The organism is Streptomyces sp. LARHCF249 (genome assembly GCF_052871255.1).
Window position 1 is genome coordinate 316,819 of sequence record NZ_JBIXJQ010000009.1, and the last position, 19,524, is coordinate 336,342.

General features: G+C 72.6%; 21 protein-coding genes and 3 tRNA genes. 17 read left to right on the plus strand and 7 right to left on the minus strand.

Annotated elements, in window-relative coordinates; all coding sequences use genetic code 11:
• Window positions 1-14: 14 nt before the first annotated feature.
• The 5 genes from ACIPUC_RS26440 (at window position 15) to ACIPUC_RS26460 (ending at window position 5,153) form a co-directional block, all read left to right on the plus strand.
• Window positions 15-1,568 (plus strand): complex I subunit 4 family protein, encoded by a 1,554-nt coding sequence (locus ACIPUC_RS26440; RefSeq protein ID WP_446592633.1) that lies wholly within the window; start codon window positions 15-17, stop codon window positions 1,566-1,568.
• Complete coding sequence (locus ACIPUC_RS26445) at window positions 1,565-3,097, plus strand: NADH-quinone oxidoreductase subunit N (protein ID WP_446592634.1); 1,533 nt, start codon at window positions 1,565-1,567, stop codon at window positions 3,095-3,097. The genes ACIPUC_RS26440 and ACIPUC_RS26445 overlap by 4 nt, the downstream gene beginning before the upstream one ends.
• A gap of 212 nt (window positions 3,098-3,309) precedes the next feature.
• Complete coding sequence (gene htpX, locus ACIPUC_RS26450; RefSeq protein WP_446592635.1) at window positions 3,310-4,173, plus strand: zinc metalloprotease HtpX; 864 nt, start codon at window positions 3,310-3,312, stop codon at window positions 4,171-4,173.
• Window positions 4,170-4,562, plus strand: a complete 393-nt coding sequence (locus ACIPUC_RS26455; RefSeq protein ID WP_446592636.1) for a YccF domain-containing protein — start codon at window positions 4,170-4,172, stop codon at window positions 4,560-4,562. The genes htpX and ACIPUC_RS26455 overlap by 4 nt, the downstream gene beginning before the upstream one ends.
• Before the next feature lie 66 nt (window positions 4,563-4,628).
• Window positions 4,629-5,153, plus strand: a complete 525-nt coding sequence (locus tag ACIPUC_RS26460; RefSeq protein ID WP_446592638.1) for an SMI1/KNR4 family protein — start codon at window positions 4,629-4,631, stop codon at window positions 5,151-5,153.
• Here the strand turns inward: ACIPUC_RS26460 and ACIPUC_RS26465 are convergent.
• The 3 genes from ACIPUC_RS26465 to ACIPUC_RS26475 all read right to left on the minus strand — a co-directional run bounded on the left by ACIPUC_RS26465 (window position 5,137) and on the right by ACIPUC_RS26475 (window position 8,499).
• Window positions 5,137-6,372 carry an APC family permease gene (locus ACIPUC_RS26465; protein ID WP_446592639.1) on the minus strand — a complete coding sequence of 412 codons (1,236 nt, stop codon included), beginning with the start codon at window positions 6,370-6,372 and terminating at the stop codon, window positions 5,137-5,139. The two genes, ACIPUC_RS26460 and ACIPUC_RS26465, sit on opposite strands and share 17 nt — an antisense overlap.
• Window positions 6,373-6,390: 18 nt before the next feature.
• Window positions 6,391-7,818, minus strand: coding sequence for a SulP family inorganic anion transporter (locus ACIPUC_RS26470; RefSeq protein WP_446592640.1), 1,428 nt, complete (start codon window positions 7,816-7,818; stop codon window positions 6,391-6,393).
• A 192-nt stretch (window positions 7,819-8,010) separates the two neighbouring features.
• A complete protein-coding gene (locus tag ACIPUC_RS26475; protein ID WP_069924001.1) occupies window positions 8,011-8,499 on the minus strand; it encodes a YajQ family cyclic di-GMP-binding protein in 489 nt (162 codons plus the stop codon).
• Between the two features lie 197 nt (window positions 8,500-8,696).
• On the opposite strand from ACIPUC_RS26475, the gene ACIPUC_RS26480 reads away from it, so the two are divergent.
• Window positions 8,697-8,778 (plus strand) — tRNA-Tyr (locus ACIPUC_RS26480).
• 61 nt (window positions 8,779-8,839) lie between these two features.
• Here ACIPUC_RS26480 and ACIPUC_RS26485 read toward each other — a convergent pair.
• Complete coding sequence (locus tag ACIPUC_RS26485; RefSeq protein ID WP_446592642.1) at window positions 8,840-9,466, minus strand: maleylpyruvate isomerase N-terminal domain-containing protein; 627 nt, start codon at window positions 9,464-9,466, stop codon at window positions 8,840-8,842.
• 5 nt (window positions 9,467-9,471) lie between these two features.
• Between ACIPUC_RS26485 and ACIPUC_RS26490 the strand changes: the two genes are divergently transcribed.
• Entirely contained in the window at window positions 9,472-9,894 is a 423-nt protein-coding gene (locus ACIPUC_RS26490; RefSeq protein WP_446592644.1) for a DUF3574 domain-containing protein, read from the plus strand.
• A gap of 13 nt (window positions 9,895-9,907) precedes the next feature.
• Here ACIPUC_RS26490 and ACIPUC_RS26495 read toward each other — a convergent pair whose 3' ends face one another.
• Both ACIPUC_RS26495 and ACIPUC_RS26500 read right to left on the minus strand, forming a co-directional pair.
• Complete coding sequence (locus ACIPUC_RS26495; RefSeq protein ID WP_446592646.1) at window positions 9,908-10,564, minus strand: SDR family oxidoreductase; 657 nt, start codon at window positions 10,562-10,564, stop codon at window positions 9,908-9,910.
• 53 nt (window positions 10,565-10,617) lie between these two features.
• A complete protein-coding gene (locus tag ACIPUC_RS26500; RefSeq protein WP_446592647.1) occupies window positions 10,618-12,075 on the minus strand; it encodes an amidohydrolase family protein in 1,458 nt (485 codons plus the stop codon).
• Window positions 12,076-12,433: 358 nt separating this feature from the next.
• On the opposite strand from ACIPUC_RS26500, the gene ACIPUC_RS26505 reads away from it, so the two are divergent.
• From ACIPUC_RS26505 to ACIPUC_RS26550, 10 genes are all read left to right on the plus strand, one after another.
• Window positions 12,434-12,506: transfer RNA gene (locus ACIPUC_RS26505), tRNA-Thr, on the plus strand.
• Between the two features lie 48 nt (window positions 12,507-12,554).
• Window positions 12,555-12,627: transfer RNA gene (locus ACIPUC_RS26510), tRNA-Met, on the plus strand.
• Window positions 12,628-12,715: 88 nt separating this feature from the next.
• Window positions 12,716-12,880, plus strand: a complete 165-nt coding sequence (rpmG, locus tag ACIPUC_RS26515) for a 50S ribosomal protein L33 (protein ID WP_003956487.1) — start codon at window positions 12,716-12,718, stop codon at window positions 12,878-12,880.
• Window positions 12,881-12,995: 115 nt separating this feature from the next.
• Window positions 12,996-13,448 (plus strand): MaoC family dehydratase N-terminal domain-containing protein, encoded by a 453-nt coding sequence (locus ACIPUC_RS26520; protein WP_215144055.1) that lies wholly within the window; start codon window positions 12,996-12,998, stop codon window positions 13,446-13,448.
• 1 nt (window position 13,449) lies between these two features.
• Window positions 13,450-13,878, plus strand: a complete 429-nt coding sequence (locus ACIPUC_RS26525; RefSeq protein WP_446592649.1) for a MaoC family dehydratase — start codon at window positions 13,450-13,452, stop codon at window positions 13,876-13,878.
• 102 nt (window positions 13,879-13,980) lie between these two features.
• Window positions 13,981-14,550 carry a TetR/AcrR family transcriptional regulator gene (locus tag ACIPUC_RS26530; protein WP_446592651.1) on the plus strand — a complete coding sequence of 190 codons (570 nt, stop codon included), beginning with the start codon at window positions 13,981-13,983 and terminating at the stop codon, window positions 14,548-14,550.
• A 174-nt stretch (window positions 14,551-14,724) separates the two neighbouring features.
• Window positions 14,725-16,131, plus strand: a complete 1,407-nt coding sequence (locus tag ACIPUC_RS26535; RefSeq protein WP_446592677.1) for a DHA2 family efflux MFS transporter permease subunit — start codon at window positions 14,725-14,727, stop codon at window positions 16,129-16,131.
• A gap of 101 nt (window positions 16,132-16,232) precedes the next feature.
• Window positions 16,233-16,631, plus strand: coding sequence for a DUF3291 domain-containing protein (locus tag ACIPUC_RS26540; RefSeq protein WP_446592652.1), 399 nt, complete (start codon window positions 16,233-16,235; stop codon window positions 16,629-16,631).
• A gap of 56 nt (window positions 16,632-16,687) precedes the next feature.
• The gene (locus ACIPUC_RS26545) at window positions 16,688-17,743 is read left to right on the plus strand and encodes a UDP-N-acetylmuramate dehydrogenase (protein WP_446592653.1); all 1,056 of its coding nucleotides are present in this window, start codon (window positions 16,688-16,690) and stop codon (window positions 17,741-17,743) included.
• Window positions 17,744-17,759: 16 nt separating this feature from the next.
• On the plus strand, window positions 17,760-18,176 hold the full coding sequence (locus tag ACIPUC_RS26550; RefSeq protein ID WP_446592654.1) for a hypothetical protein: 417 nt from the start codon (window positions 17,760-17,762) through the stop codon (window positions 18,174-18,176).
• On the opposite strand, the gene ACIPUC_RS26555 is transcribed toward ACIPUC_RS26550, so the two are convergent.
• A complete protein-coding gene (locus ACIPUC_RS26555; RefSeq protein ID WP_446592657.1) occupies window positions 18,166-19,218 on the minus strand; it encodes an adenosine deaminase in 1,053 nt (350 codons plus the stop codon). The genes ACIPUC_RS26550 and ACIPUC_RS26555 overlap by 11 nt on opposite strands.
• Window positions 19,219-19,524: the final 306 nt, after the last annotated feature.

Here is a 19,524-nt window from a genome sequence, read left to right on the forward strand (position 1 = left end):
TCAGCCCGTCCGTGATGCAGTTCCTTCTGGCGTTCGTCGTGGCCGCACCGCTCCTCGGCGCGGCCGCGGCGCTCCTGCCGCCCCCGCCCGGGCTCAAGGGCCGCAGCCCCGAACAGGCCGTGCTCCGCCACGGCGTGACCGTGACCGGTGTGATCCTCGCCGCGGCGATCGCCCTCACCCTGGGCTTCGACCACGACGCCCCGTCCCGCTTCCAGGCGACGACGGACATCAGCTGGATCCAGGCGCTGAACGTCCGGATCCACCTCGGCATCGACGGCATCTCGCTCCCCCTCCTCCTGATGACCGCGCTGCTGTTCTTCCTGTGCGCGCTCTACAGCTACTTCAAGCTCCCCGAGGGCCCCTCCCCGAAGGCCTTCGTCGCACTGCTCCTCGTCCTCGAGTCCGGCACCCTCGCGACCTTCGCCGTCCTCGACCTGCTGCTCTTCTTCCTCGCCTTCGAGATGGTCCTCATCCCGATGTACTTCCTCATCGCCCGCTGGGGCGGTGCTCAGCGGCAGGCCGCCGCCTGGAAGTTCATCCTCTACACCCTCCTCGGCTCCGTCGTCATGCTGCTCGGCCTGCTGCTCATCGGACTGAAGAGCGGCACATTCGACATGGTGGCACTCGCCACTGACAACGGCCGCGAACTGTCCCACACCACCCAGCTCCTGGCCGTCCTGGCCATCGGCATCGGCCTCGCCGTGAAGACCCCGATGTGGCCGCTGCACAGCTGGCTGCCGGACGCCCACACCGCCGCCCCCACCGTCGGCTCCGTCCTGCTGGCCGGCGTCCTGCTCAAGATGGGCACGTACGGGTTCGTCCGCATCCTGCTCCCCGTCACCCCCGACGGCATGGCCACCTTCGCCCCCTACCTGGGCGCGCTCGCCGCCATCGGCATCGTCTACGGATCCCTCGCCTGCCTGGCCCTGGCCCGCAAGGGGAACAAGGGCGACCTCAAGCGCCTCATCGCGTACTCCTCCGTCGGCCACATGGGCTTCGTGCTCCTCGGCATCGCGTCCATGACCCCCACCGGCGTCAACGGCGCGCTCTTCGCCAACATCGCCCACGGCCTGATCACCGGCCTGCTCTTCTTCCTGGTCGGCGCCCTCAAGGACCGCTACGGCACTGCCGACCTCGACACCCTCGCCGGCGCCACCGGCGCCGCCCTCTACGGCCGCGCCCCCCGTCTCGGCGCCCTCCTCGCCTTCGCGGCCGTCGCCTCCCTCGGCCTGCCCGGCCTGGCCGGCTTCTGGGGCGAGATGCTGGCCCTCTTCGGCGCGTTCGACCCGGCCGAGGGGCTGTCGCGCCCCGCCTTCCTCACCTACACGGCCCTCGGCGCGTTCGGCACCCTGCTCACCGCCGCCTACCTGCTGATCGTCGTACGACGCGTCTGCATGGGCGACCCCAAGGCCGGCCCGGAGCTCGCCGTCGCGGACATCCAGCGCTACGAGTTCGCCGCCTGGACCCCGCTCGCCGCCCTCACCGTCCTCGCCGGCCTGTGGCCCGCGGTCCTCCTCGGCCTCACCGACCCGGCCGTCCAGAAGCTCCTCGCAGGAGGCAACGCATGACGGCCCTCACGGTCCTCGCCGCCGACACCCCCAGCCTCGTCCAGTCCGTCGACTGGCTCGCCATCGCGCCCGTGGTCGTCCCCGCCGCCGTCGCCCTGGTCGTCCTGATCGCCGACCTCTTCGTGTCCGAGCGGGCCAAGCCCGCCCTCGGCTGGATCTCCGTCGCCGGCCTCGCCGCCGCGACCGCCACCCTGCTGCCGCTGCGCGCGGGCGACCGGAGCACCTTCTGCCTCATCGGCGACCCGGCCGCCTGCAGCTACACCGCGGACCACTTCACGCTCGTCGTGCAGTTCCTGGTGCTGGCCGGCGCCCTGGTCACCGCCCTGCTGTCGGTCACCGCCGTCCGCGACACGCGCATGCCCGCGGGCGAGTACTGGTTCCTGCTGCTCTCCTCAGCCGCCGGCGCGGCCCTGCTGCCCGCCTCCCGCGACCTCGCCACCCTGATCGTCGCCCTCGAGGTGGCCTCGCTGCCCGCCTTCGCCCTCGTCGGCATGCGCCGCGGCGACCGGCTCTCCTCCGAGGCCGCCCTCAAGTTCTTCCTGTCCTCCGTCACCGCCACCGCCGTGTCGCTGATGGGCGTCAGCTTCGTCTACGCCGCCACCGGCTCCCTGCACCTCACCCAGGTCGCCGACCGACTCGAGAACGTCCCCGGGCAGCTCGACACCCTCGCCATGGCCGGCGTCGCGCTCACCCTCGTCGGATTCGCCTTCAAGACCGCGGCCGTCCCCTTCCACTTCTGGGTCCCCGACACCTACGTCGGCGCCCCCCTGCCCATCGCCGGCTACCTCTCGGTGATCGGCAAGGCCGTCGGCTTCACCGGCCTCATCCTCGTCACGGTGATCGCCTTCCCCTCGTACTCCGGCATCTGGGGCCCGGCGCTCGCCGTCCTGGCCGCGCTCACCATGACCCTCGGCAACGCCGCCGCCCTGCGCCAGTCCGCCGACCGCCCGAACAGCGCCGTACGGCTGCTCGCCTGGTCCTCGGTCGGCCAGGCCGGCTACCTGCTCGTCCCGATCGCCGCGGCCGCGTACTCCGAGCGCGACCAGATCGGCTCCACGGTCGCCTACGCCCTCATGTACGCCGCCGTGAACCTCGGCGCCTTCGCCGTGGCCGCGCTGGTCGCCCGTACGAAGCCGCTCCACCGGATCAGCGACTACCGGGGCCTGTACGCGGAGCGCCCGGCGGCCGCCCTCTCGCTGGCCTTCTTCCTGCTCTGCCTGGCCGGCCTGCCGCCGGGCATCATCGGCCTCTTCGCCAAGGTCACCGTCTTCCGGTCCGCGGTCGACGCGGGCCTGGGCTGGCTGGCCGTGGTCATGGCCGTCAACGTCGTCGTCGCCCTCTACTACTACCTGCGGTGGACCGCGCTCCTCTTCCGCACGCCGGAGGGTGCCGAGGCGGAGGTCGAGCGTACGAAGGCCCCCTGGCCTGTCACGGCGGCCATCGCCGTCACCGCGGTCACGGCGGTCGTCCTCTCGGGCGCCCCGCAGCTGGTCCTGCGCGTCGCGTCGGGCAGCCTCTTCCCGCAGTGAGCCGGTACGCGCAACCGGGCAGGTGACCCCGCACGCGCAACCCGTACGGCCCAACGCCCGCCGCAGCCCCGCCGCCCCCGCCCCAGGGGTGGCGGCCCCCGTGTGCCCTGGGAACCAGACGCGCCCACCTCGCGTTGACCAGGAAGGGAGGGTCCACTGGACCGTAGACCCTCGCTTCGGGTCCCCCTGCCGCACCACTAGGAGGGCGTACCGTGCACCGCCGGCACAACGGGCTGAAGACCGCCGTACTCCTCGGCGGTCTGTCGGCACTCATCATCGTCATCGGGAGCTTCTTCGGCCGGGGCGGCCTGATCGTCGCCGTCGTGATCGCCCTCGGGACGAACGCGTACGCGTACTGGAACAGCGACAAGCTGGCTCTACGCGCGATGCGCGCGCGCCCCGTCAGCGAGTTCGAGGCCCCACAGCTCTACCGCATGGTGCGCGAGCTCTCCACGTCCGCGCGCCAGCCCATGCCCCGGCTCTACATCTCACCCACCGAGGCCCCCAACGCCTTCGCCACCGGCCGCAACCCGCGCAACGCCGCGGTCTGCTGCACCGAGGGCATCCTGCGCATCCTCGACGAGCGCGAACTGCGCGGGGTCATCGGCCACGAGCTCAGCCACGTCTACAACCGGGACATCCTGATCTCGTCGGTCGCCGGCGCCCTCGCCTCGGTGATCATGTTCCTGGTGAACTTCGCCTGGCTGATACCGGTCGGTCGATCGAGCGACGACGAGGGGCCGGGCCTCTTCGGCATGCTCCTGATCATGATCCTGGGCCCCCTGGCCGCCTCCGTGATCCAGCTGGCCATCAGCCGCTCGCGCGAGTACGAGGCCGACGCCTCCGGGGCCCAGCTCACCGGAGACCCGCTCGCCCTGGCCAGCGCCCTGCGCAAGCTGGACGCGGGCACCAAACAGCTCCCCCTGCCCCCGGAACCGCGGCTCGAGACCGCCAGCCACATGATGATCGCGAACCCGTTCCGCCCGGGCCAAGGGCTTTCTAAGATGTTCTCCACACACCCTCCGATGGCCGAGCGCATCGCCCGGCTCGAACAGATGGCAGGCCGCAGGCAGTGAAGACAATCCTGAACGTCATATGGCTCATCCTCAGCGGCATCTGGCTGTTCCTCGGCTACTGCCTCGCGGGCGTGCTGCTCTGCATCACGATCATCGGCATCCCCTTCGGCGTCGCCGCCTTCCGCATCGCGGTGTACGCCCTCTGGCCGTTCGGCTACACCACGGTCGAGCGCCGCGACGCGGGCGCGGGATCCGCCATCGGCAACGTCCTGTGGCTGGTCCTGGCCGGCTGGTGGCTCGCCCTCGGCCACATCTTCACCGGCCTCGCGCTCTGCATCACGATCATCGGCATCCCTTTCGGCATCGCCAACTTCAAGATGGTGCCGCTCTCCCTGCTCCCGCTCGGCCGCGAAATCGTCCCCACGGACGCCCCCTTCGCCTCCCGGTGACCTCGTCCCCGGCCGAGTTGTCCACAGGCTGAGCGGGCTGTCAGCGGGGTGCGTCACCATGAACGCATGAACGAGACCGAGCAGTTGCTGGAGCAAGTCGCAGACCGCGTGCGCACCTCCGCGCGCGGGCACGGAAGGGCCCGGCCCGCGCCGCTGCGCAGCGGGGAGATCGCCCGGGCCGAGGGCATACTCGGCTTCGCCCTGCCCCCGCTGCTCGCCGGGCTCTACACGCGCATCGGCGACGGCGGATTCGGGCCCGAGCAAGGAATGCTGCCGCTGCGTCAGGCCGTCCGTACGTACGAGGCGCAGCGCGGATCCGGATGGCGCTGGCCGCAGGGCGTGCTGCCGATGGCCGACTTCGGCTGCGGCACGTACGTCTGCGTGGACTGCGGCTCCGAGGCCGCGCAGGTCCTGCTGTTCGACCCGAATCCGGGGGAACCGGACCTCGCCTGGTCCATCGACACCCCGAGCCTGGCGGGCTGGCTCCGCGGCTGGCTGGACGGAACCGCATGGTTCTGCGAGGAGTCCGCCCTGGGCGAGGAGCTCGACCTGGAACTCATCCCCTGGACCGAGTTCAGATCCCGGATCTGATCCGCCCGCGCACCCCGTAGGCCAGCGCGCCGAGCGCCAGTACCGCCGCCCCCGCGACCGTCGGCGCAAGGGGCAGCGAGCAGGCCAGCACCACACAGCCGGACAGTCCGACCGCTGCCACGGCCCGCCCCTTGACACGTGAATCGAGAGTCCACGCGGAGGCGTTCGCGATCGCGTAGTAGGCCAGCACTCCGAAGGAGGAGAAACCGATCGCGCCCCGCAGATCGGTGGTGGCCGCGAGCACCGCCACCACCGCACCCACGGCCAGCTCCGCATGGTGCGGCACCTGACGCCGGGGATGTACGGCGGCCAGCGCGCGGGGGAGATGGCCGTCCCGGGCCATCGCCAGCGTGGTCCGCGAGACCCCGAGGACGAGGGCCAGCAGCGAGCCCAGCGCGGCCAGGGCCGCGCCCACCCGGACGACCGGGGCCAGTTCGGGCCACCCGGCCGCCCGGACCGCGTCGGAGAGCGGGGCCGCCGCCCCCGCCAGCCCGTCGACGCCGAGCACCGACAGAGCCGCCACCGTCACCAGGGCGTACACCAGCAGCGCGATCCCGAGCGCCAGGGGCACGGCCCGGGGGATCGTCCGCTCCGGGTCGCGCACCTCCTCGCCCAAGGTGGTGATCCGGGCGTAGCCCGCGAAGGCGAAGAACAGCAGCCCGGCCCCCTGCAACAGCCCGAGGGCACCCCAGTCCGCGGTGCCGAGCCGCTCGGCACCGGCGGCATCCGAGGACAGGCACACCACGACCACCCCGGCCAGCACCGCCAGCACCGCCGCCACGATCAGCCGGGCGATCCGGGCGGACTTCTCCACGCCTCGGTAGTTCGCGGCGGTCAGCGCCACCACCGCCGCGACGGCCACGGCGTGCTGCTGCCCGGGCCAGACGTACGCGCCGACCGTCAGGGCCATCGCCGCGCAGGAGGCCGTCTTGCCGACGACGAACCCCCAGCCGGCCAGATATCCCCAGAAGGGCCCGAGCCGCTCGCGCCCGTACACGTACGTGCCGCCGGAAGCCGGGTACCGGGCGGCGAGCCGCGCCGAGGAGTGCGCGTTGCAGTAGGCCACCAGGGCCGCCAGCGCGAGAGCGGCCAGCAGGGCCCCGCCCGCCGCGCGGGCCGCCGGGGCGAGGGCGGCGAAGATGCCGGCGCCGACCATCGCGCCGAGTCCGACCACGACGGCGTCGGAGACCCCCAGGGTGCGCTTCAACTCGTTGTCCACGCGCGGAGGGTATACGGGCTAGGTGACGCCTTCGCGGCTGGGCGCCGGCACCCGCTGGCGCTCCCAGCCCTCCAGTGCCGTCAGACAGGCGTGGTCGAGGTGGCGCAGCCCGGTCAGATCGAGCCGTACGGGCTTCCCGTGCGGCAGCGCGTCCAGGGCGTCGAGCAGCTTGGGCAGCCGCAGGAAGCTGGCGTTCCCCACGACCCGGACGCACAGTTCCCCGCCCTCCCAGACCTCCTCGATGTGTACGTGGGAGGTCTCCCAGGCCGCCTTGGCGATGGCGAGCCCCAGGCCGATGAGCACGCCCTCGAAGAGGTTGGTGACCACGATCGCGGAGGCGGTGACCAGCAGCACCACCGCCTCACCCCGGTGCGTCCGCCACAGCGCGGCCACCGCCCGGGCCGGGAGCAGCTTCCACCCGGCGTGCAGCAGCACCCCGGCCAGCGCGGCGAGCGGCACGATCTCCAGCACCCGGGGGAAAACCATGCAGAAGAGCAGCAGCCAGCCGCCGTGCAGCACCCGGGCCGCCCGGGTGCGGGCCCCGGCCTCCACATTGGCGGCGCTGCGCACGATGACGGCCGTCATCGGCAGTGCCCCGAGCAGTCCGCAGACGGTGTTCCCCACGCCCTGTGCCACGAGTTCCCGGTCGTAGTCGGTCCTGGGTCCGTCGTGCATCCGGTCCACGGCGGCGGCGCTGAACAGGGTCTCGGCGGAGGCGATCAGTGCCAGCGCGATCACGGTCCCGACCGCTCCGACGGACGCCAGTACGCCGAAGTCGCCCCAGGCGGGCGGCGACACGGCGTCCAGCACCCCGGTCACCCGCACCTTCTCCACGGGCAGCCGCAGCAGCGCGGCCACGGCGGTGGCGGCCGCCACCGCCACCAGCGCCCCGGGCACCAGGCGCAGCCGGGCCGGCACGCGGCGCCACAGCGACATGAGGGCGATGGTCCCGACGCCGAGCGCCACGGCGGCCCAGTCGGCCTGCGCCGCCAGCCCGTGCATCCCGCCCAGTTTGGCCAGGGTCCGTCCCGGAGCCTGGACCCCGCCCAGCGCGTAGAGCTGCCCGGCGATCAGCACCATCCCGATGCCGGCCAGCATCCCGTGCACAACGGCGACGGAGATGGCCCGGAACCACCGCCCGAGCCGCAGCACCCCCATGCCCAGCTGCGCCACCCCGGCCACCAGCACCAGGACGCCCAGCGCGGCCAGGCCGTACGCCTGCACCGCCTCGTAGACCAGCACGGTGAGCCCGGCCGCGGGCCCGCTCACCTGGAGCGAGCTGCCCCGGAACCATCCGGTGACCAGCCCGCCGATCACCCCGGTGACGATTCCCAGCTCGGCCGGCACCCCGGATGCGACGGCCACTCCCACACAGAGCGGCAGCGCGACCAGCGCGACGACGACGGACGCCCCGAAGTCTTCGCGAAACGTGCCGGCCCCAGGCATGCGAGAACCCCCTGCCACTCGGTGATGGAATGCCACCCAGCCTGGTGGGCGCACCCGGGCCGCCCAAGTGACCACGGAAGCCCGCGGTGGCGCACGCGCCGCACACGCCCCGCACACACTCCGCGCAACCGCCGCGGCCCGGCGGTCCGTGAGGACCGCCGGGCCGGCGTGCGGACAGGTCGGGGACCTGGGTCAGCGGTAGTTCACGAACTGGATCGCGAAGTCGAGGTCCTTGCCCTTGAGCAGCGCCTGGACCTCCTGGAGGTCGTCGCGGCTCTTGGAGCTGACGCGCAGCTCCTCACCCTGGACCTGGGCCTTGACGCCCTTGGGACCCTCGTCACGGATGATCTTCGCGACCTTCTTGGCGTTCTCCTGGGAGATGCCTTCCTCGATCGTGGCGAAGATCTTGTACTCCTTGCCGGACAGCTGCGGCTCGCCGGCGTCCAGCGCCTTGAGCGAGATCCCGCGCTTGACCAGCTTGGTCTCGAAGACGTCGAGGACGGCCTTGACGCGCTCCTCGGAGTTCGCCTCCATCAGGATCTTGTCGCCGGACCAGGCGATCGTGGCGCCGGTGCCCTTGAAGTCGTATCGCTGCGACAGTTCCTTGGCGGCCTGGTTGAGGGCGTTGTCGACCTCCTGCCGCTCGACCTTCGAGACGATGTCGAAACTGGAGTCGGCCATGTGCTGTGGCTCCTTGAAGTCGGTTGCGATCGCCCCGAAGGGCACGGCGGGACATCCCGGCCCGCGCGGCAAAGCCTAGCCATCGCATCCGCTCGCGGCGCTGATCAATCCGGTGGCGAAGCACCCCCGCCCATCAGGTATCGTTTACGTCGTTGCCAGGGAGCGCCGCCGAAAGGCGGAGAAATGGCAGCGATCATGGCGGTGTGCCCGAGTGGCCAAAGGGAGCAGACTGTAAATCTGCCGGCTCAGCCTACCCAGGTTCGAACCCTGGCGCCGCCACGCGATGTGAGACCCCCGTTTACTGCGGAAACGCAGTCGGCGGGGGTCTTCTCGTACGCGTTCAGCGGGTCTCCGGGAGGGCCGCCTGCCAGGACCACGAGGTGCGGCGGCTGCGGTCGGGAAGGGCGAGGCGGCCCGCGGACCAGAGCAGCGCCTGGGCGGGCGGAGCCTGCGGGGAGTCCGGGAACAGGCGGGCCAGCACCGGGGCCGCGAGGTCGGGCGGCGGCAGCCAGGGGAGGGACAGGCCCTGGGCGATGTCGTACGTGTGGAGCAGCAGCTCAGCCACCCCCATCGCCGCGAAGCCCCCTGGATCGCAGGGCCCCCAGTGCCAGGCCCGGTCCGCCGGCTCGGCGGCCGCGACCGCCGCGCTGAGCAGGCGGGCGCTCGCCGACACCACCGTCAGCACCTCGGCCGGGGGAGTGCCCGGGCGCACCCGCAGGTCCAGCGGCAGGTAGTGCGACGGCGCGCGGGAGGCCACCTGCGCGGCGTACGCCGTCAGGTCGTGCGCGACGTGCGCCGCAGTCGTCCAGCAGGACCAGTCGAGGGAACCGGCCGGCACCTCCCAGTCCAGGCCGCTGTGCGGTCCGAGGGCCGCTACCGCCTCGGCTGCCGCCCGTTCGACGTCCGGGCCCGTCATCAACCGCATCGTCGGGGTCTCCTGGTCGTTCACCTTGAGTGAAATGGACATCTGACATGCGGGGGAAAGTAGGCGGCGGGGTGCTCGTCGCCCTGCTCGGCGCCGGGATCCCGGCCCTGGTCGGGGCGGCGCTCCACACGGACGTGGGGCAGCCCTACCAGGAGACCCGGCTGTACTTCGGCACCGAGCGGACCGACGGCCACAGCCCGGTCGGGGAGCAGGAGTTCATGCGGTTCCTGGACCGCGAGATCACCCCGGCCTTCCCCGAGGGCCTGACCGTCCACGACGGGTACGGGCAGTGGCGCGGGCAGGACGGCAAGGCCGTCCGCGAGTCCTCGTACGAGGTGGTGCTGCTGTACCCCGAGAAGGAGGCCGGCGAGCGCAGCGGGCGCATCGAGCGGATTCGCCGGGCGTACGAGGACCAGTACCAGCAGGACTCCGTCGGACGGTCCGACGACAAGCTGACCGCCGAGTTCTGACACCCGGTCGGCTTCAGTTGCCCGCCACGTCCTTGACCGCCACCGCGACGGGGGTCGAACCGGAGGTCAGTTCCAGGGTCAGCCCCGCCGTCGCCGGGGTCTCGATCAGTTCGGCGAGCACTGCCGCCACGTCGTCGCGCGGGACGGACCCGCCGCCCGCCCGCACTTCCAGGCGGACCAGGCCCGTTCCCGCGTCGTCGACCAGCGAGCCGGGCCGCAGGACCGTCCACTCGAGGCCCAGCCGGGTGCGCACGTGGTCGTCGGCCTCGCCCTTCGCCCGGAGGTAGGCGTCGAAGACCTCGTCGCCCTCGTGCCATGCGTCCGCGCCCATCGAAGAGACGATCAGGAACCGCCGTACACCGGCCCGTTCGGCCGCGTCGGCGAACAGCACCGCCGCGCCCCGGTCCACGGTGTCCTTGCGCCCGATCCCGCTGCCCGGACCCGCGCCCGCGGCGAAGACGGCCACCTCCGCGCCCTGCAGGATGCCCGCCACGATCTCCACCGTGGCCGACTCCAGATCGCACAGCACCGGTTCGGCGCCCGCCTCCCTGAGGTCGTTGCCCTGCGCCGGATCGCGGATGATCCCCGCGACCTCGTACCCGCGCGCGGCGAGCAGTCGCTCCAGCCGCAGCGCGATCTGACCGTGTCCACCCGCGATGACGATGCGCATGACCCGACCGTACGACGAGCCGGGCCGCAGCGCCCGCGAAGGACCGGCGGACTTCAGGGGCCGGGCTCCGTACGGCCCTGCCGGGGCAGGTCCAGGGCCACGGCGACGGCCGAGTCGCAGTACTCCCGGACGGCACTCGTACGGGCTACCACCCGCCCCCGGTGGATCACGATCCGGCTGTACGCGAGGGACAGCACGCCCGCGATCCGGTCTCCGCGTACGGCGAGCAGCTCCGCAGGGAAGCCGGCCTCCACCCGGACCTCCGGCAGCCCCATGGCCTCCCGGGCGGCGGCGCTGACCGACTCGTAGGCCTCGCCCGCCCGCAGCCCGCCCTGGGAGGCCAGCAGGTACGCGGCCTCCAGGGGGTCGCCGCGGCCGACCGGGTTCCCGGCGTCCCGCAGGGCCCCGCTGCCGGCCGTGACTCGCACCCCGGAGGCCCGCAGCAGGCGTACGGGGGCGGTGCGCAGACCACGGCGTTCCAGGGCCGCGCAGTCGCCCTGGGGAAGGCAGGTCACGCGTACCCCGGCCGCCGCGAGCTGGTCGGCGGCGCGGGCCGCCACGTCCAGCGGGAGCCGGGCGAGCCCGCCGCAGGGGCCGATGCTCACGCCGGGGCGCAGCCCGCCGGCCATCGCGGTGAGCCGGGCCAGGCGGCCCGGGTCGTCACCGTCCGTGTGCAGGTCCACCGGGCAGCCGTGCTCGTCGGCGAGTTCCAGTACGGCTTCGAGGAAGCCCGTCGGATCGGGGTCCAGGTCGGGGCAGCCGCCGATCACGGAGGCGCCCATCTTGACCGCGTCGCGCAGCATGGCGAGCCCGTCGGCGCCGGCCACCCCGGTCAGCAGCCGGGGGACGGCCACGGTGGTCAGGTCGGTCAGCCCGCGCAGTGAGCGGCGGGCCTGGAGCACGGCCTCCAGGGGGCCGAGGCCGTGCACATCGCCGATCCGGACGTGCGAGCGCACGGCGGTGGCCCCGTGGCCGAGCTGGAGCAGGGCGGCTTCGGTGGCCCGGCGCTGGACCTCGTCAGGGGTGTACGAGACCGGCCCCTCGCCGTCGGCGGTCAGGGCGGTGTCCCCGTGGGCGTGGGGCTCGGCGGGCGCGGGCAGCAGCAGGTACCCGCTGAGGTCCAGCCGGGACAGGGCCGGCGAAGGGAGGCTGCCCGCGGTGCCGACGGCCTGGATCCGGCCGCCGCTGAGGCGGACGTCGACGGTCCGGCCGTCGGTGAGGCGCGCCCCGGCGAGCAGCAGGGTGGTGGCCTCGGCTGCGGCCGCGTGGCCCTGGCCGAGGGAGTTCCCGACGGAGGGTCCGGCGGAAGGGCCGACGGAGGGGCCGGCGGAGGGGCCGGCTGAGCGGCCGGGGAGCCGGCCCTGGTCATCCCGATCGGAGAGGTGGCTGCGGCTGCGGGAGGGGCTGTGCGAGGGGCTCTGGGAAGGGCCGTGTGCGGGTCCGTGTCCTCCGCCCTCGCCGCGGCCGCTGCGCGGGGAGTGGAACGGCTCCTGCGGCTGGCTGTCGGACATCGCGCTCCTGCGGTGGCTCGGGCGGTCCTGGGCCGTGGCCGCGGCCCGCGGCCCAAGATCACGCAGCGTGCTCAGAGCCTAGGGCGCGGCGCACCCCGCTTCACGGAAGAGCGCAATAGTCGTACCGGTGTGGTGCCCGTGCGCCGCAGCGCACGGGCGCGCGCCCGTCGGGGCGGACCGGCCCCAAGTGGCTTCCGTACGCGGGCGACGGGATGTGAGCCCGCACACAATCCGGGCCCGAAGTGGCCGGTGAGGTCTCGGCGGGCTGATCAAGAAAGACATCCGAACCCCCTCGGAGCCCGGTCCCCGCAAAGGATTTGGGCGATCGGCGGGCAACCGTGTAATGTCTTCATCGCTCGCCCCAATAGCTCAGTCGGTAGAGCGTCTCCATGGTAAGGAGAAGGTCTGCGGTTCGATTCCGCATTGGGGCTCTGGTGAGAGAGGTCCCCCACCCTCGGGTGGGGAGCTGATCACATCAAAGCGGCGTAGCTCAGTCGGTAGAGCAAGCGGCTCATAATCGCTGTGTCACCGGTTCAAGTCCGGTCGCCGCTACACACAGTAGCCGATTGCGGGGTCGGTCTCCCGATCGGCTACTCTTTTATGCGTTCATCCGTCCCATAGTCCGTCAAGGAGCACTCACGTGGCTGCCACCGACGTCCGCCCGAAGATCACGCTGGCCTGCGTGGAGTGCAAGGAGCGGAACTACATCACCAAGAAGAACCGGCGTAACAACCCGGACCGACTTGAGATGAAGAAGCACTGCCCGCGTTGCAACTCGCACACCGCGCACCGCGAGACCCGCTGACCCCAGCGAAGTCTCGTATAACAGGCACCGTCATGAGGTCGTCCCCTTCTTTGGGGGGCGGCCTCGTGTCGTTTCCGCTCGTCTTTCGTGTCCCTTCATCAGGAGGTAGTGAGTCATGGCTCTCGACCAGTCCTTCGTGGGGCGGAGTTACCCCCCCACCGATCCGTACGAGGTCGGCCGGGAGAAGATCCGCGAATTCGCGGTAGCCGTGGGTGACGCCAATCCCGTGTACACCGACCCCGAAGCCGCCAAGGGGTACGGCTACCCCGATGTGATCGCGCCGCCGACTTTTGTGTTTGCGATCACTTTCGCGGCGGCGGGCCAGGTCGTCGAGGACCCGCAGCTGGGGCTGGACTACAGCCGCGTCGTGCACGGCGACCAGAAGTTCGCGTACTCCCGCCCCGTGCGGGCCGGTGACCGGCTCTCCGTGACCTCGACCATCGAGGCCGTGAAGTCCCTCGCGGGCAACGACATCATCGACATCCGCGGCGAGGTCCACGACGAGACCGGCGAGCACGTGGTGACGGCGTGGACGAAGCTCGTCTCCCGCGCCCCCGAGGAGGCCTGACATGGCAGCGCAGATCCAGTACGCGGACGTCGAGGTCGGCACCGAGCTGCCGGCGGCGTCCTTCCCCGTGACGCGCGCCACGCTGGTCCGTTACGCCGGCGCCTCGGGCGACTTCAACCCGATCCACTGGAACGAGAAGTTCGCCAAGGAGGTCGGACTGCCGGACGTGATCGCGCACGGCATGTTCACCATGGCCGAGGCGATCCGCGTGGTCACCGACTGGGTCGGCGACCCCGGCGCGGTGGTCGAGTACGGCGTGCGCTTCACCAAGCCGGTCGTGGTCCCGAACGACGACCAGGGCGGCCTGATCGAGGTCACGGCCAAGGTCGCGGCCAAGCTGGGAGACCACCGCGTCCGCGTCGACCTGACGGCGATGAGCGCCGGCCAGAAGGTCCTGGGCATGTCCCGCGCGGTGGTGGAACTGGCGTGACGGGGACGGGGGCTCCGCTGGAGCGGGCCCCCTCCACCGCGCATTTCCGGGCGGGGAGTCCGCCCCTTGCGTAGTTAGTGATTGAGTACTAACTTTGATGCCATGCCGAGGATGAGCGCAGAGGAGCGACGCGAGAGCGTCATTCGGGCGGCGGTGCACGAGTTCGCGCGGGGCGGTTACTACGGGACCTCCACCGAGGCGATCGCCAAGCGGGTGGGTGTCTCGCAGCCGTACCTCTTCCGGCTCTTCCCGAACAAGCTCGCCATCTTCCTCGCCGCCGCCGAGCGCTGCCTGCTGGAGACCCGCGAGGTCTTCGCCGCCGCCGGCGAGGGGCTGCAGGGGGAAGAGGCCGTGCAGGCCATGGCCAACGCCTACACCCGGCTCATCGCCGAGGATCCCGACAAGCTCCAGATGCAGCTCCAGATGTACGTCACCGTCGCCGCCGCCGAGGCGGCCGGGGACCACGAGCTCGGCGAGCTCGTCCGGAAGGGCTGGATGGAGCTCTGGGACACGATCCGCGTGCCGTTCGGCGGGGACGTGGGCGAGACCACGACCTTCATGGCGTACGGGATGCTGATCAACACCCTCGCCGCCATGGGCTTCCCGCCCGAGCACCGCGTCTGGGAGGGGCTGTATCCCTCGGCCCGCCACAAGGGCCGCCTGGAGAAGTGAGGCGGCACGCCGCCTGTTCGGCGGGCCACTCGTGCGCACGAAAGTTAGTCAGCAATAACTAACAACCATCAGGGGGAAATCGTGAACAGGAAAGCCACCGGCACGGGGACCGATACCGTCAGCGACACCGGCACGGACACCAGGCTCCGCGGGCCCGCCGTCTGGGCCCTCGTCCTGACCGGCGTCGCCGGCTTCATGGCCGCCCTCGACAACCTCGTCGTCACCACCGCCCTGCCCGCCGTCCGCGAGGACCTCGGCGGCCGGCTGGAGGACCTGGAATGGACGGTGAACGCGTACACGCTCACCTTCGCCGTCCTCCTCATGTTCGGCGCCGCCCTCGGCGACCGGTTCGGGCGCCGCCGGCTGTTCATCGTCGGCCTCACGGTCTTCACCGGCGCTTCCGCCGCGGCCGCCCTCTCGCCCGGCATCGACGCGCTCATCGCCGCCCGCGCCGTCCAGGGCGTCGGCGCCGCGATCATGATGCCGCTCACCCTGACCCTGCTCACCGCCGCCGTCCCGGCCGCCCGCCGGGGCACGGCCCTCGGCATCTACGGAGCCGTCACCGGCCTCGCCGTGGCCAGCGGCCCCCTGATCGGCGGCAGCCTCACCGAGCACATCTCCTGGCAGTGGATCTTCTGGCTGAACGTCCCGATAGGCCTGGCCCTGATCCCGCTCGCCCGCCTGCGCCTCGCCGAGTCCACCGCCCCCGGGTCCCGCCTCGACCTCCCGGGCACCCTGCTCATCAGCGGCGGCCTCTTCGGCATCGTCTACGCCCTGGTCAACGCCAATGCCGAGGGCTGGACCAGCGCTCCCGTGCTCACCGGCCTCATCGCCGGAACCGCGCTCGTCGGGGGCTTCGTCCACCACGGCATCCGCAGCACGAACCCCGTGCTCCCCATGCGACTCTTCCGGAACCGGGGCTTCCTGGGGATCAACCTCGCCGGCCTGCTGATGTTCCTGGGCATGTTCGGCTCGATCTTCCTGCTCAGCCAGTTCCTCCAGGGCGTCGCCGGCTACTCGCCCACCGAGGCCGGCCTGCGCATGCTCCCCTGGACCGGCATGCCGATGATCGTCGCGCCGATCTCGGGCATCCTCTCCGACCGGATCGGCGGCCGCCCCGTCATCGCCGCCGGGCTCGCGCTCCAGGCCCTCGGCCTCGGCTGGTTCGCGGTGGTCCTGAGCGCGGACGTCTCGTACGCCGCCCAGCTCCCGGCGCTGATCCTCAGCGGCATCGGCATGGGGCTGTACTTCGCCCCCGCCTCCAGCGTCCTGATGTCCACCGTGGCCCCCGCCGACCAGGGCAAGGCCTCCGGCACCAACACCGCCCTGCGCGAGGTCGGCGGAGCCCTCGGTGTCGCCGTCCTGGCCTCGGTCTTCTCCGCCCAGGGCGGCTACCGGTCCCCGCAGTCCTTCACCGACGGCACCATCCCCGCCCTGTGGATCGGAGCCGCCGCGGTCGCGCTGGCCGCCGCATTCGCCCTGCTGCTCCCGGGCCGCGGTGCCGTGTCCCCCGCCGCCACCACCGCCCCCACCGCCGGCTCGGCGCCCGTGACCCGGAAGAAGGTGTCCGCCGTCCGCTGATCCCGCTCGCCGGCCGGGCCCGCGCGCGGATCCGGCAGTGGGGACCGCAGCACCGCCCGCGCACGAAGTCCCGTACGACTCATCGCGAAGGAGCCTCCGCCATGCCCGACATCCCCTGGTCGACCCCCACCCGGCCCGCTCCCGACGCCGAGGTCTACGTCATGGCCTCCCGCTTCGAGACCGCCACCCTCGCCGGAGCCTTCCGCTTCCTCCTCAAGTCCCCCGGCATCATCGGCCAGATCCGCAAGGCTCCCGGCGCGCACGGCGTCGCCCTCCGCGCCCGCGTCTTCCGCCGCACCTTCCTCACCCTCTCCGCCTGGGAGGACCGCGACGCGCTCTACCGGTTCGCCCGCAGCGAGCCGCACCGCTCCAGCTCCCGGGCCGCCGCCGCGTTCATGAAGGAGTCGGCCTTCACCTTCTGGACCGTACGGGCCTGCGAGCTCCCCGTCGGCTGGGCCGAGGCGGAGCGCCGTCTGGCCGAGCAGCGGGGCGCCTCCTGAGTCACGGTCCGTGGCCCCGCCGGGACGCGAGGGGCACGGACCGTACTCTTGTCCACGTGCAGGAACTCCACGACGCCCCCCTCGCCCCGCTGACCACCTTCCGCCTCGGTGGCCCCGCCGCCCGTCTGGTCACCGCGACCACCGACGCCGAGGTGGTCGCCGCCGTCAGGGCCGCGGACGAGAGCGGCACCCCGCTCCTGGTCATCGGCGGCGGCAGCAACCTGGTCATCGGGGACCGCGGCTTCGACGGCACCGCCCTGCTCATCGCGACCACCGGCTTCACCCTCGACGGCACCACCCTGGAGCTGGCCGCGGGCGAGAACTGGAGCGATGCAGTCGCCCGCACCGTCGAGGCCGGCCTGGCCGGGATCGAGTGCCTCGCCGGAATCCCCGGATCCGCGGGCGCCACCCCGATCCAGAACGTCGGTGCGTACGGCCAGGAGGTCTGCGACACCATCACCGAGGTCGTCGCCTACGACCGCACCAGCGGCGAGACGGTCACGCTGAGCGCCGCCGAGTGCGCCTTCCGCTACCGCAACAGCACCTTCAAGGACCAGCCCGACCGCTACGTCGTCCTGCGCGTGCGCTTCGCCCTGGAGGACGCGGGCGGGCTGTCCGCGCCGATCAAGTACCCCGAGACCGCCCGCGCCCTCGGCGTCGAGGCCGGGGACCGGGTCCCGGCCGCCACCGCCCGCGAGACCGTCCTGCGCCTGCGCGCCGGCAAGGGCATGGTCCTCGACCCCGCCGACCACGACACCTGGTCGGCCGGCTCCTTCTTCCACAACCCGATCCTGACCGACGAGGCCTACACCGCCTTCCTCGCCCGCGTTCAGGACCGCCTCGGCCCCGACACCGCCCCGCCCGCCTACCCCGCGGGTGACGGCCGTACGAAGACCAGCGCGGCCTGGCTGATCGACAAGGCCGGTTTCACCAAGGGCTACGGCACCGGCCCCGCCCGCATCTCCACCAAGCACACGCTGGCCCTCACCAACCGCGGCGAGGCCACCACCGAGGACCTCCTCGCCCTGGCCCGCGAGGTCGTCGCGGGTGTCCACGCGGCCTTCGGCGTCACCCTGGTCAACGAGCCGGTGACGGTCGGCGTCAGCATCTGAGGAGTCCCGGCCGCCCATGCTCTGTCCGCTGCACGGGGCCGGTACGGACCCCACCCGCCTCGTGGGCCGCACGCTCAGCAGAGTCGTCGCGTCGTGGCACATCAGCGACGGCGAGCGCTCCGAGGCCCCCCTGGACGTCTGGCTGATCGACAGCGTCGGCGACTCCATCCGGATCACCACCGGGTCCGACCAGTGCCTCATCGTCGAGTCCGCCGCACCCCACGAGCCGTACGACATGGGGGAGTGGGGCCGCATCGAGGTCGGCGAGGACCTCGGCGACCACCCCTTCCTGCGCCACCTCGGGAAGACGGTCGCCTCGGTCGCCGAGTTCGCCCTGCCCGAGCAGGGCCGCACCCACCTCGAGATCGGCTTCCAGGACGGGCACCGGGTCCGGGCCGACTGCTACGAGGGGGACCTGCGGCTCACCCGGTGAGCCAGTGGTCGATCCCGGCGAGCAGCTTCTCCTGTACGCCGGCGGGCGCGGCCGAACCACGGACCGACTGGCGGGCCAGCTCGGCGAGCTCCGCGTCCGTGAAGGCGTGGTGGCGGCGGGCGATCTCGTACTGGGCGGCCAGCCGGGATCCGAAGAGCAGGGGGTCGTCGGCGCCCAGCGCCATGGGGACGCCGGCCTCGAAGAGGGTGCGCAGCGGCACGTCCTCGGGCCGCTCGTAGACCCCCAGGGCCACGTTGGAGGCCGGGCAGACCTCGCAGGTGATCTGCCGGTCGGCGAGGCGCTGGAGGAGGCGGGGGTCCTCGGCCGCCCGCACGCCGTGCCCGATGCGGGAGGCGTGCAGGTCGTCGAGGCAGTCGCGCACCGAGGAGGGGCCGGTGAGCTCGCCGCCGTGCGGGGCGGCGAGGAGGCCGCCCTCGCGGGCGATCGCGAAGGCCCGGTCGAAGTCGCGGGCCATGCCGCGGCGCTCGTCGTTGGACAGGCCGAAGCCGACGATGCCGCGGTCGGCGTAGCGGACGGCCAGGCGGGCCAGGGTCCGGGCGTCGAGGGGGTGCTTCATGCGGTTCGCGGCGATGAGGACGCGCATCCCGAGGCCGGTCTCGCGGGACGCGGTGTCGACGGCGTCGAGGATGATCTCGACGGCCGGGATCATCCCGCCGAGGAGGGGGGCGTAGGAGGTGGGATCCACCTGGATCTCCAGCCAGCCGCTGCCGTCCCGCACGTCCTCCTCCGCGGCCTCGCGGACCAGGCGGCGGATGTCGTCGGGCTCGCGCAGGCAGGAGCGGGCGGCGTCGTAGAGCCGCTGGAAGCGGAACCAGCCGCGCTCGTCGGTGGCGCGGAGCTTGGGCGGCTCGCCGGCGGTCAGGGCGTCCGGGAGGCGGACGCCGTACTTGTCGGCGAGCTCCAGGAGGGTCGACGGGCGCATCGAGCCGGTGAAGTGCAGGTGGAGGTGGGCCTTCGGCAGAAGCGTCAGATCGCGTGCGTGCGGGGGGTTCGGGGGGTGCCCCCCTGAATGGGCCAGCATCTGGTGATCCTGCCGTACCGCTGCGCTCGGCGGGAGGGGGTTTTACCGATCGGGGGCTTGCCCGAACGCCCGAGCGGGGCCGGATACGGCCGAGCGGCGGCGCCCCCCGGGGGGGGGGGGGGCCCCCGCGGGGGGGGGGGGCGGGGGCCCCCGGGGGGGGGCGGGGGGGCGTCGGGGCCAACCCCGCGGGGTGGGTGGGGGTGGGGGGCGGCCCGCCCGCCCGCGGCCGGCTCATCCCGCTGACCCTGATCCCGCTGTGGGACGCCGGCCTCGCGGCCGCGGAGGTCCGCCGCAACGCGGCGCGCG

Excerpts from the sequence above, each read along its gene's own strand:
- ACIPUC_RS26500 (WP_446592647.1), bottom strand. The coding sequence starts at position 12,075 with ATGTCCGACAGCCAGCCGCAGGAGCCGTTCCACTCCCCGCGCAGCGGC.
- ACIPUC_RS26485 (WP_446592642.1), bottom strand. The coding sequence starts at position 9,466 with ATGTCCATTTCACTCAAGGTGAACGACCAGGAGACCCCGACGATGCGG.
- ACIPUC_RS26550 (WP_446592654.1), top strand. The coding sequence starts at position 17,760 with ATGCTCTGTCCGCTGCACGGGGCCGGTACGGACCCCACCCGCCTCGTG.
- ACIPUC_RS26540 (WP_446592652.1), top strand. The coding sequence starts at position 16,233 with ATGCCCGACATCCCCTGGTCGACCCCCACCCGGCCCGCTCCCGACGCC.
- ACIPUC_RS26460 (WP_446592638.1), top strand. The coding sequence starts at position 4,629 with ATGAACGAGACCGAGCAGTTGCTGGAGCAAGTCGCAGACCGCGTGCGC.
- ACIPUC_RS26530 (WP_446592651.1), top strand. The coding sequence starts at position 13,981 with ATGCCGAGGATGAGCGCAGAGGAGCGACGCGAGAGCGTCATTCGGGCG.
- ACIPUC_RS26440 (WP_446592633.1), top strand. The coding sequence starts at position 15 with ATGCAGTTCCTTCTGGCGTTCGTCGTGGCCGCACCGCTCCTCGGCGCG.
- ACIPUC_RS26475 (WP_069924001.1), bottom strand. The coding sequence starts at position 8,499 with ATGGCCGACTCCAGTTTCGACATCGTCTCGAAGGTCGAGCGGCAGGAG.
- ACIPUC_RS26470 (WP_446592640.1), bottom strand. The coding sequence starts at position 7,818 with ATGCCTGGGGCCGGCACGTTTCGCGAAGACTTCGGGGCGTCCGTCGTC.
- ACIPUC_RS26520 (WP_215144055.1), top strand. The coding sequence starts at position 12,996 with ATGGCTCTCGACCAGTCCTTCGTGGGGCGGAGTTACCCCCCCACCGAT.
- ACIPUC_RS26555 (WP_446592657.1), bottom strand. The coding sequence starts at position 19,218 with ATGCTGGCCCATTCAGGGGGGCACCCCCCGAACCCCCCGCACGCACGC.
- ACIPUC_RS26495 (WP_446592646.1), bottom strand. The coding sequence starts at position 10,564 with ATGCGCATCGTCATCGCGGGTGGACACGGTCAGATCGCGCTGCGGCTG.
- ACIPUC_RS26525 (WP_446592649.1), top strand. The coding sequence starts at position 13,450 with ATGGCAGCGCAGATCCAGTACGCGGACGTCGAGGTCGGCACCGAGCTG.
- ACIPUC_RS26490 (WP_446592644.1), top strand. The coding sequence starts at position 9,472 with ATGCGGGGGAAAGTAGGCGGCGGGGTGCTCGTCGCCCTGCTCGGCGCC.
- ACIPUC_RS26445 (WP_446592634.1), top strand. The coding sequence starts at position 1,565 with ATGACGGCCCTCACGGTCCTCGCCGCCGACACCCCCAGCCTCGTCCAG.